7 protein-coding genes and 2 pseudogenes are annotated in these 9,710 nt (G+C 73.8%); 2 read left to right on the top strand and 7 right to left on the bottom strand.

The features are described 5' to 3' along the window. Window positions 1-66: pseudogene (locus tag I3F54_RS23295) on the top strand (F0F1 ATP synthase subunit epsilon); the annotation flags it as partial. Between the two features lie 5 nt (window positions 67-71). On the opposite strand, the gene I3F54_RS23290 reads toward I3F54_RS23295, so the two are convergent. From I3F54_RS23290 to I3F54_RS23270, 5 genes and pseudogenes are all read right to left on the bottom strand, one after another. Continuing rightward, complete coding sequence (locus tag I3F54_RS23290; protein ID WP_240120796.1) at window positions 72-2,975, bottom strand: DEAD/DEAH box helicase; 2,904 nt, start codon at window positions 2,973-2,975, stop codon at window positions 72-74. A 109-nt stretch (window positions 2,976-3,084) separates the two neighbouring features. Then, the gene (locus I3F54_RS23285; RefSeq protein ID WP_240120795.1) at window positions 3,085-3,663 is read right to left on the bottom strand and encodes a sugar kinase; all 579 of its coding nucleotides are present in this window, start codon (window positions 3,661-3,663) and stop codon (window positions 3,085-3,087) included. Continuing rightward, complete coding sequence (locus I3F54_RS23280; protein ID WP_240120794.1) at window positions 3,660-4,808, bottom strand: ROK family glucokinase; 1,149 nt, start codon at window positions 4,806-4,808, stop codon at window positions 3,660-3,662. Before I3F54_RS23280 ends, I3F54_RS23285 begins: the two co-directional genes overlap by 4 nt. A gap of 118 nt (window positions 4,809-4,926) precedes the next feature. After that, window positions 4,927-5,118 (bottom strand): annotated as a pseudogene (locus I3F54_RS23275) (sugar ABC transporter ATP-binding protein); the annotation flags it as partial. A gap of 45 nt (window positions 5,119-5,163) precedes the next feature. Continuing rightward, window positions 5,164-5,901: a GntR family transcriptional regulator gene (locus tag I3F54_RS23270; RefSeq protein ID WP_240120802.1), complete on the bottom strand. Its 738-nt coding sequence runs from the start codon at window positions 5,899-5,901 to the stop codon at window positions 5,164-5,166. 129 nt (window positions 5,902-6,030) lie between these two features. Between I3F54_RS23270 and I3F54_RS23265 the strand changes: the two genes are divergently transcribed. Then, a complete protein-coding gene (locus I3F54_RS23265; protein WP_240120793.1) occupies window positions 6,031-7,053 on the top strand; it encodes a Gfo/Idh/MocA family oxidoreductase in 1,023 nt (340 codons plus the stop codon). Between the two features lie 538 nt (window positions 7,054-7,591). Here the strand turns inward: I3F54_RS23265 and I3F54_RS23260 are convergent. Then, window positions 7,592-8,230, bottom strand: coding sequence for a dihydrofolate reductase family protein (locus tag I3F54_RS23260; RefSeq protein ID WP_240120792.1), 639 nt, complete (start codon window positions 8,228-8,230; stop codon window positions 7,592-7,594). Between the two features lie 305 nt (window positions 8,231-8,535). Continuing rightward, window positions 8,536-9,651, bottom strand: a complete 1,116-nt coding sequence (gene alc / locus I3F54_RS23255; protein ID WP_240120791.1) for an allantoicase — start codon at window positions 9,649-9,651, stop codon at window positions 8,536-8,538. Window positions 9,652-9,710 lie beyond the last annotated feature (59 nt).

Genomic DNA, 9,710 nt, shown 5'->3' with positions numbered 1-9,710 from the left:
ATGCCCGGTCACCAGCCGCTGCTCGGTGTGCTGGAGTCGGGCCCGGTGACCATCCGGACGAGCGACGCCCGTCACGGTTGTCTCCGCAGGGACACCAGGTCGGCCAGTTCGCGGTCGGTCAGCTCGGTGAGGGCGGACTCCCCGGAGCCGAGGACGGCGTCGGCCAGGGCCCGCTTGGCGGTGAGCATCTCGGCGATGCGGTCCTCGACCGTGCCCTCGGTGATGAGGCGGTGCACCTGGACGGGCTGGGTCTGGCCGATGCGGTAGGCGCGGTCGGTGGCCTGCTCCTCCACCGCCGGGTTCCACCAGCGGTCGAAGTGGACGACGTGGCCGGCCCGGGTCAGGTTGAGTCCCGTGCCGGCCGCTTTCAGGGACAGCACCAGGACGGGCACCGCCCCGCTCTGGAAGCGGTCCACCATGTGTTCGCGCTCCGGGACCGGCGTGCCGCCGTGCAGCAGATCCACGGGGACGGCGCGGGCGGTCAGGTGGGTGGTGATCAGGCGCGCCATGCCGACGTACTGGGTGAAGACCAGGGCCGAGCCGTCCTCGGCGAGCAGGGTGTCCAGCAGTTCGTCGAGCAGGGCGAGTTTGCCGGAGCGGGCGGCGAGCCGGTCGGTGGATGGCGCGGCGTGCTCCTCCTTGAGGTACAGCGCCGGATGGTCGCAGATCTGCTTCAGGGCGCCGAGCAGCTTCAGGACCAGTCCGCGGCGGGCCATCCCCTCGGCGGTGCCGATGGCGTGCATCGACTCGCGCACCACCGCCTCGTACAGCGCGGCCTGTTCACGCGTGAGCGGGACGGGATGGTCGGTCTCGGTCTTGGGCGGCAGCTCGGGCACGATGCCCGGGTCGGACTTCCTGCGGCGCAGCAGGAACGGCCGGACGAGGCGGGCGAGACGCTGTGCCGCCTCTTCGTCCTCACCGCTCTCCACCGCGCGGGCGTGGCGGGCTCGGAAGGACTTCAGCGGCCCGAGCAGACCGGGGGTCGTCCAGTCGAGCAGGGCCCACAGCTCGGAGAGGTTGTTCTCCACCGGGGTGCCGGTGAGCGCCACGCGTGCGGGAGCGGGGATGGTGCGCAGGGCCCTGGCCGTGGCGGAGTACGGGTTCTTCACGTGCTGTGCCTCGTCGGCGACGACCATGCCCCAGCGCTGCCCGGTGAGGGTGGCGGCGGTCGAGCGCATGGTGCCGTAGGTGGTGAGGACGAAGCCGCCCGCCAGGCCGTCCAGGGTGCGGTCGGGGCCGTGGTAGCGGCGGACGGGGACGCCGGGGGCGAACCGGCTGATCTCCCGCTGCCAGTTGCCGAGCAGCGAGGCCGGGCAGACGACCAGTGTCGGTTCCCGGCGGGCCCGCTTGAGGTGCAGTGCGATGAGGGTGACCGTCTTGCCCAGTCCCATGTCGTCGGCGAGGCAGCCGCCGAGCCCGAGCGAGGTCATCAGGTCGAGCCAGGCCAGCCCGTGCAGCTGGTAGTCGCGCAGGGTGGCGTCCAGGCCCGGCGGCGGGTCGGCGGGGTGCGGGCCCGCGGTGATGCGGTCGCGCAGGGCGGCCAGCGCCCCGAGCGGGACCGCCTCGACGCTCTCGCCGTCCACCTCGGCGCTGCCGGTGAGCGCGACGGACAGCGCGTCGACCGGGTCGAGGAGTCCGAGGTCGCGCTTGCGGGCCTTGCGCACCAGCTCCGGGTCGACGAGCACCCAGCGGTCCCGCAGCCGGACCACGGGGCGGTGCGCCTCGGCGAGGAGGTCCATCTCGGTCTCGGTGAGCGGGTCGCCGCCGAGGGCCAGCTGCCAGCGGAACCGCAGCAGTTCGTCGCTCTCGAAGAAGCCGGTGCCGTCGGTCGCCGAGCCGGGTGCGGGCCGCACCACGGCGCTGGCGCTGAGGTCGTGGGCGAGGTCGCGCGGCCAGTGCACCGCGACCCCGGCCGCGGCGAGCCGGGTGGCGGCCGTGCCGAGCAGATCGCCCAGCTCCCGGTCGGACAGTGCCAGGACGTCGGGGGCGTCCTGTCCGGCGAGCCGGCCGAGCGGCGGCCACACCCGGGCGGCCCGCCGCACGGCGAGCGCGGCGTCGACGCGCGCGCGTGGCCCGAGGGCGGCGTCGGCCGTGCCCGCCCACAGCGCGGCGGCGTCGGCCACCAGGGTGGGGTCGGCGAGGCTGTGCACCTGGACGATCGCCGCGCCGGCCCTGCGGACGGCGTCGCCGCCGTCGGTGTCCTGTTCCCTGTCGAAGAGGTCCTGCGCGGACAGGTCCAGGCGCAGGGAGATCCGCACGCCCGCGTCCATGCCGGCGGCGACCTCCGCCGCCCAGTCCTGCGCGCGGGGCAGCCGCTGCGCCTCGCGGGCGGCGAACGGCCTGCCGTGGGCGTACGGGGCGGCCGGGGTGCGGGGCAGGGTGTCGGCGACGGCGTCCAGGAAGGTCCGGATCAGTGCCTGCGGGGCGGGCAGGCGGAGCGGCCCGCGGCCGGGCAGGGGCACGGCATGGCCCTCGTGGGGCAGGGCGGCGGCGACCGCGCGCAGGTGGGCGGCGTCGTCCGGGTCGAGGGGGCCGGCGCGCCAGGCGTCGTGGCCTGAGGGGGTGAGGCCGGGCAGCAGGCGTCCGCGGGCGGCGAGCCGCAGGGCGTGCAGGGCCGCCGCACCCCAGCAGGCGGTGGCGGGGTGGGCGGCGGGGTCCCGGCGGGCGCGGACGAGGAGGGGCAGGGCCGTGTCGACCGGCAGGGTCAACGCCGGGGTCCTGCGGCGGCGCGCGGAGGCCCCGTGGCGGCGTACGACCGTCAGCTCGGTGTGTTCGGCGCCGGCCGTTTCGGGCAGCGGCCGGTCCGCGGGGTCCCAGAAGGCGATGCGGCCGTCGCGGGGCAGGGGTGCGGGCAGGAACACGGCGGCGAGCCGCACGGGCACGTCCGGCCGCCCGCCGGCCGGTCCGCCACCCGGTGCGGGCCCGGTGCCCGCCACCGGGTCACCCGGGCGTGCTTCGCCCACCGGTCCTGTCATCTCCTCGCCACCTCCCGTCCACGGGTCGCCCTCGCCTCGGCCGGGACGTCTTCGACTCTACGGGCGGGGTCCGACAACGGGTCGTCCCGGCCGTCCGCGCCACGGCGGGTCAGGGAACGGTGCGTGAGACGACGTAGACCATGGGCCGCTCCGGGTCGGCCATGTTCACGACGATGTCCTGGGTGGGTGCCGGGTCCTCCTGCTCGTGCACCACGCCCCACCACGGCCCGGAGCCGGTGAACGTCCAGCCGGTGACCTTCCGGTCGCGGCCGCCGATGGTGACGTCGCCCTCCCTGAGGTGGGACCGGTCCGTGCCCACGGCCTCCAGGAACCAGTCCAGGTTCGCCGGGGAGGTCTGGAACTGGACGTAGAGGCGGCTGGTCTTCCAGTTGTTCGTCTCGTAGTAGGCGACCTCGGACGACGGGGCCGGGACCGGCACCTGGTAGAGGCGGCGCTGCACCCGCGAGGGCCAGCCGGCGGTCAGGCCGGTCGCCGAGTACCGCTCCTCCTTGTCCTTTCCGGCGTCCCGGCTCTGGTTGGCGGAGATCACCAGATAGCCGGCCGGCACCCCGATGAGCAGGACGATGATCAGCAGGGTGAGCGCGCGGCGCCGGATCGCGTGGCGCCGGTCCTCGGAGGGAGCCTGCTCCCCCGGACGCGCGGCCTGGTGCGGCAGCGAGGCGGTCATGCGCTGTCCCTTGCCGCTCGGCGGGCCTGCACGTACCGCTCGTAGCGCTCGTGGCGCTCCACCCGGCGCCGCTTGGCGCGCCGGAACCGGCGGGCGACCAGCCGGGCGAGGTCGGCGGCGCCGACCATGCCCGCCTCGGGACCGAGCTGGGCGCGCACGATGCGGGCCTCGGGACGGTAGCCGCGGCCGGTGAGGTGGCGCTTGAAGGCTTCGCGCGCCGGGCCGATCAGCAGGTCGTCGGCGGCCGAGACGCCGCCGCCGATGACGAAGCAGGAGGGGTCGAGGGCGGCGGCGAGGTTGGCGATGCCGACGCCGAGCCACTGGCCGATGTCCTGGAGCAGTTCGACGCACATCGCGTCACCCTCGCGGGCCAGCTCCGTGATCATCGGACCGGTGATGTCGTCGACGTTGCCCTTGACGTGCTCGATGATCCCGTACGCCACCGGGGAGTCCGCGGCGGCCAGCTCCTTGGCCTCGCGGACCAGCGCGTTGCCGGAGCTGTACTGCTCCCAGCAGCCGCGGTTGCCGCACGGGCAGCGGTGCCCGCCGGGTACGACCTGCATGTGGCCGAACTCGCCGGCGACGCCGTACTTGCCGCGCTTGACCTGGCCGTCCTCCAGGATGGCGCCGCCGATGCCGGTGCCGAGGGTGATCATGACGAGGTGGTCCTCGCCGCGGCCCGCGCCGAAGCGCCATTCCGCCCACGCCGCCGTGTTGGCGTCGTTGTCGACGAGCACGGGCACGGACAGGCGGCCGGCGAGGCGGTCGCGCAGCGGTTCGTTGCGCCAGGACAGGTGGGGGGCGAACAGGACGCGGTTGCGGTCGGCGTCGACCCAGCCGGCGGCGCCGATGCCGACCGCGTGCACGTCGTGCCGGTCGGACAGGTCCAGCACGAGCTCGACGATGGTGTCCTCGACGACCTGGGGGCTCTTGGACTTGTCCGGGGTCTCCGCGCGGAGCTTCTCCAGGATGTTGCCGTCGGCATCCACGACGCCGGCCATCACCTTGGTGCCGCCGATGTCGATGCCGACGGTCGGGACACGGGGTGCGGTCAGGTGCGACCGGCGCTCCCTCGTACCGACCGTGCGGAGCGCCGGGGCGCGGCGGGAGCCGATGGGGGCCGTGAAGTTGCCGTAGGTGCTCATCGCCGCCGATTCTGCCGCACGCCCGCGCCCGGTGCCGAACGGCGGAGCCGGGGCGTGGTTCATGTCATGGGCCGGGGGCGGAACGCGGGTGGCCCGGTGTCCGGAGCCCCACGCGGACTCAGGCGCGGCGCAGTTCGTGGCGCAGGGCCTCCAGGTCGGAGCCGCCCGCCGTCTGCTGCGTCAGTTCGTCGACCGTGGTCTCGTCGCGTGTGTGGTTGCCCACCATCGTGCCCCTCTTCAGCAGCACGAACCTGATCCCGACCAGGTACGCGTGGTGCGGGTTGTGAGTGATCAGCACCACCCCGGGGCCTGTCCGGACACGGAGTGGCGTCGACGGAGTGGGGCGCCGCGGGGTTCAGGGCCGGACGAGGAGCTGGAACTCGAAGGAGTAGCGGCTGGGGCGGTACGTGTGGTCGCCGAACTCGACCGCGCGTCCGGTGTCGTCGAACGTGGTGCGGCGCATGGTGAGCAGCGGGGCCCCCTCGGCCTCGGTGAGCCGCTCGGCCTCGGCGGCGGTCGCGGCGCGGGCGCCGATGGACTGACGGGCGCTGTGCAGGGTGATCCCGGCGGAGCGCAGCAGCCGGTACAGCCCGGTGGCCTCCAGCTGAACGGTGTCCAGGTCGAGGAGGCCGGGCGGCAGGTGGTTGCACAGGTACGCCATCGGCTCGCCGCGGGCGAGCCGCAGCCGCTCGACGCGGTGCACGTCGCCGCCCTCGGGCACCCCGAGGGCGGCGGCGACCTCGGTGGAGGCGGACACGACGGTGTTGACCAGGACCTTGGTGGCGGGGCTCTGCCCGGCCGCCTCCAGATCGTCGTAGAGGCTGCTGAGCTCCAGCGGACGCTTGACCTGACTGTGCACGACCTGCGTGCCGACGCCGCGGCGGCGTACCAGAAGCCCCTTGTCGACCAGGGACTGGATGGCCTGGCGGACCGTCGGCCGGGACAGGCCGAGCCGGGAGGCGAGCTCGATCTCATTGCCGAGGAGGCTGCCCGGAGTGAGCGTCCCGTGCTCGATCGCGGCTTCCAGCTGCTGGGAGAGCTGGAAGTACAACGGTACCGGCGAGCTGCGGTCCACACGGAGATCCAGCTGCACGGTCGGGTCGACTTCTGGTTTCGGCACGGGGCGAGCGTAGCTCCGTGAGCTGTTGACGGGAAGTCGTGTAGTCAGATTGTCCGGACATACGCATTGACAGCGTGCCGGGCCCGGCCTCACTTTGTACCCATGCGCATCGGGGTCATCGGTACGGGCCGGCTCGGCACCATCCACGCGAACACGCTCAGCCGGAACCGCGAGGTCGGTTCCCTGATCCTCACGGACGCCGAGCCGGCACGGGCGGCGGGGCTGGCACTGCGGCTGGGCGAGACCGCGGCCCCGGGGGTGGACGAGATCTTCAAGTGGGGCGTGGACGCCGTGGTGATCACCACCGCGACCCAGGCCCACGCCGAACTGATCGGTCGGGCAGCACGATCGGGGCTGCCGGTCTTCTGCGAGAAGCCCATCGCACTCGACCTGCCGGGCACGCTGCAGGCGATCGCCGAGGTCGAGGCCGCGGGGACGATCCTGCAGATGGGTTTCCAGCGCCGCTTCGACACCGGCTACACCGGCGCCCGCGACGCGGTGCTCTCCGGGCGGCTCGGACGACTGCACACCGTGCGGGCCATCACCTCCGACCAGGTACCGCCCCCGGCCGCCTGGCTCGCGACGTCCGGCGGGCTGTACCGGGACACGCTCATCCACGACTTCGACGTCCTGCGCTGGGTGACCGGCCACGAGGTGGCCGACGTCTACGCCGCCGGCTCGGACGCCGGGGGACCCGTGTTCCGCGAGGCCGGCGACGTGGACACGGCGGCGGTACTGCTGACGCTGGACGACGGCACCCTCGCCACCGCCACCGCGACCCGCCTCAACGGCGCCGGCTACGACGTACGCATGGAACTGGCCGGGGAGCGGGACCAGATCGTGGTCGGCCTCGACGACCGCACCCCCATCGCCTCCACGGAGCCGACCGGTCCACCCGCGGCCGACAAGCCCTGGCCGGGCTTCCTGGAGCGCTTCGCCCCGGCGTACGAGGCGGAACTGTCGGCGTTCGTGTCGGTGGTCCGCGGCGAGCTTCCCAACCCCTGCGGCGGACGGGAGGCCCTGCAGGCGTTCCGCATCGCCGAGGCGTGCGAGCGGTCCCGAAGGGAACGCAGACCGGTTCGCCTGACGGAGATCCCGGACGGAGCCGCACCGACGGCCGGCTGAACGCCCGGGGCCCGGGGGCCTGCACCAGGCGTCCGGGAGCCGGGCAGCCGGGCCCCGGCCGCCGGGGACGGGCCGCACGGGACCGGTCGCGGGAGGCGGAGCGCCGGGGGGCGTGCGCAGGGGCGGACGAGCGCGGACGCCTCGTGGAACACCGCCACAGGACCTTGACAGGGTTCGGACAAGCCGCTGAGATGTGGTGGCTTTCGTTCGCCTGTGTTCGATCGTGTGCAGTGCTCATCCCCCTGGAGTCGCGCATGTCCACCGAACGACGTCATCGCCCACCGCGGTTCGCCACTGCGGTGGCCGCCCTGTGCTTGGCCGTCCCCGCGCTCGTGGCGGCCGGGACGCCGTCCGCCGCGGCGGACGTTCCCCCTCCGGCGCCGAAGACGGCGCCGGCCGCGGACAACGGGCGTGCTGGGAGCCGGTGCACGAGACGCGTGGGCGGAATCTCATGCCCTCATGATGACGCGCGTAGACCGCGTCACGTCAACGTCAGGTCTGCTGATTTTCCCGTCACGTCCGTTGATGTTTCAGGGAGTTAACCAGCGGCCCGCGACTCGTCCGGCATCGGGTACGAGCCGTAGCGCGCCGGGCCGTCCACCTCGTAGGTCTGGAGGGAGACGCCCGCCATGGTGACCTCGCCGGCGATGTGCCGGAACGCGGTGGGCACGGTGCCCTCGGGGAAGAGGCGGCGACCGGCCCCGAGCACGACCGGGAACGTCAGCAGGTGCACGATGTCGAGGAGGCCCAGGTCGAGCAGGGAGCGGACGAGGGCGCCGCTTCCGTGCACCTGGAGTTCGCCGGGGGTATCCGCCTTGAGGGCGGGGATCTCCCTGGCGAGGTCGCCGCGGACGACGCTCGTGCCCTTCCACGCCGGGTCGGTCAGCGTGGCCGAGGGGACATGTTTGGGCAGGGAGTTGAGCCGGGCGGCGACCGGGTCGGCGGGGTCGGTCACCTTCGGCCAGTACGACGCGAAGATGTCGTACGTCCGGCGCCCGAGCAGGAAGGCGCCCGCGCGGTCGAAGACCCCGGAGACGAAGCGCCCGAAGTCGTCGTCGGCGTACGGAAAGCTCCAGCCGCCCTGGGCGAAGCCGCCACTGGTGTCCTCCTGCGGGCCGCCCGGCGCCTGGTAGACGCCGTCGAGGGTGACGAAGATCGTGGAGACGAGCGTGCCCATGGCGGGTTCCTCCTCCTGGCTCGGCGGGTTCTGCCGTCATCACCTCAGACCCGGCCGGTGCCCGCAACTCATCGGTTCGTCCGGCGGGCGTGGACAACGGCCCTCCGGACGGCCCCGCTCTCCGCCGTCCCCCGGTCCTCCTCGGACGGCAGACGCAGCACGCGGGTCGATGTGCGCGAGGTCCTCGTCCCCGCTGGGGCGGCGGCCGGGCGCACGGGCCGGGGCCTCCGCCCCGCCCGACCCGCGACGCTCGGGGCGAGCCCACGGGCGGGACGGCGGTGCCTTCGCAGCGGGTCCCGGGAGCGTCAGCCGCCCAGTTCCTGGTGGCGTGCCGCCAGCCGCGCGGCGCCCTCCTCGGTCAGCGAACCGTGCAGGCGCAGGCGGGAGATACCGCCGTCGGGGAAGATGTCCACGCGCGCGTGCGTGCCGACGGCCGCCTGCGGGAGCACGAAGCGGTGGCAGGTGTCGGGCTGCAGGCGGGTGCGCGGCAGGACCTCCCGCCACTCGCCGTTCTCGCCGTCCTTCACGGACACCGACGCCCAGCTGGCGCTGTTGCCCTTCAGGCAGGCGGTGTCGATCTCGACGGCGCGGATCGCGGACTGCTCGACGAGCCGGTAGCGGATCCAGTCGTGGCCCTGGTCACGACGGCGGCGTGTCTCCCAGCCGTCGTCCATCTTGCGGGAGCGGCCCGGCTGGATCGTGTTGGTGGCCGGCGAGTAGAACAGGTTCGACGCGTCCTCGACGCCGCCGCCGTTCTCCAGCGCCACGACGTCGAAGGTGCCGAGGGCCGCCAGCCACTCCGGGTCGGGAACGACCTCGCCGTACACACGCAGGCGCGCGATGCCGCCGTCCGGGTGCTGGTTGACGCGCAGGTGGGTGAAGCACTGCTCGACGGCGACCTCGAAGCCGTTGGCCGCGTGGCCGCCGACCGGGGTACGCGGGACCAGGGTGGTCCACTTGACGTCGTCGGCGAGGAGTTCCCCGGGGGACGGGGAGCCGGGTACGCAGGCGCCCTCGACGGACACGGCTTGCGGGTAGTTGCCGCGGAAGTGCGCGGTGTCCACGACGATGCCGCGTACGACGCCGGGGGCGCCGAGGCGGATCAGCGCCCAGTCGTGGTCGTCGGCGGCCGGCCAGGGGTGCTCGGCGGAGACACCGCGGCGCCTGCGGGTCTCCCAGCCGTCCATGATCTTGCCCTTGTGCCCGAAGTGTTCCGGGTCGAACTCGGCGCGCTCGGGCAGCAGCAGGTTCTCCCGCTGGGCGAAGAATTCGTCGTTGGCGGCGATGACCGAGGCGCCGAGCCGGCGGTCGGCGAGGTCCGCGTGGTGGGAGAAGGGGAAGTCGGCGGTGCGGTAGTCCGCGTACGGGTCGCCGCCGCCGTAGGGGTTCGCGTCGCCGGTGAAGCTGGGAATCGCCGTCACGGTGATCAGGTCCTGCCTTTCGTTCGGTCGGCCGCTGCGGGAGCGGGAGAAGGCTGCGG

Origin of the sequence: Streptomyces sp. MUM 2J, from assembly GCF_022414535.1 — a bacterium.
In the GTDB taxonomy this organism is placed as follows: Bacteria; Actinomycetota; Actinomycetes; order Streptomycetales; family Streptomycetaceae; genus Streptomyces.
Note: the sequence above shows the minus strand (reverse complement) of the source record. Positions and strands in the feature narration are given on the sequence as shown.

Bases quoted from the DNA above. Each gene is read 5' to 3' on its own strand.
- I3F54_RS23290 (WP_240120796.1), bottom strand. From the start codon at position 2,975: ATGACAGGACCGGTGGGCGAAGCACGCCCGGGTGACCCGGTGGCGGGC.
- I3F54_RS23285 (WP_240120795.1), bottom strand. From the start codon at position 3,663: ATGACCGCCTCGCTGCCGCACCAGGCCGCGCGTCCGGGGGAGCAGGCT.
- I3F54_RS23280 (WP_240120794.1), bottom strand. From the start codon at position 4,808: ATGAGCACCTACGGCAACTTCACGGCCCCCATCGGCTCCCGCCGCGCC.
- I3F54_RS23265 (WP_240120793.1), top strand. From the start codon at position 6,031: ATGCGCATCGGGGTCATCGGTACGGGCCGGCTCGGCACCATCCACGCG.
- I3F54_RS23260 (WP_240120792.1), bottom strand. From the start codon at position 8,230: ATGGGCACGCTCGTCTCCACGATCTTCGTCACCCTCGACGGCGTCTAC.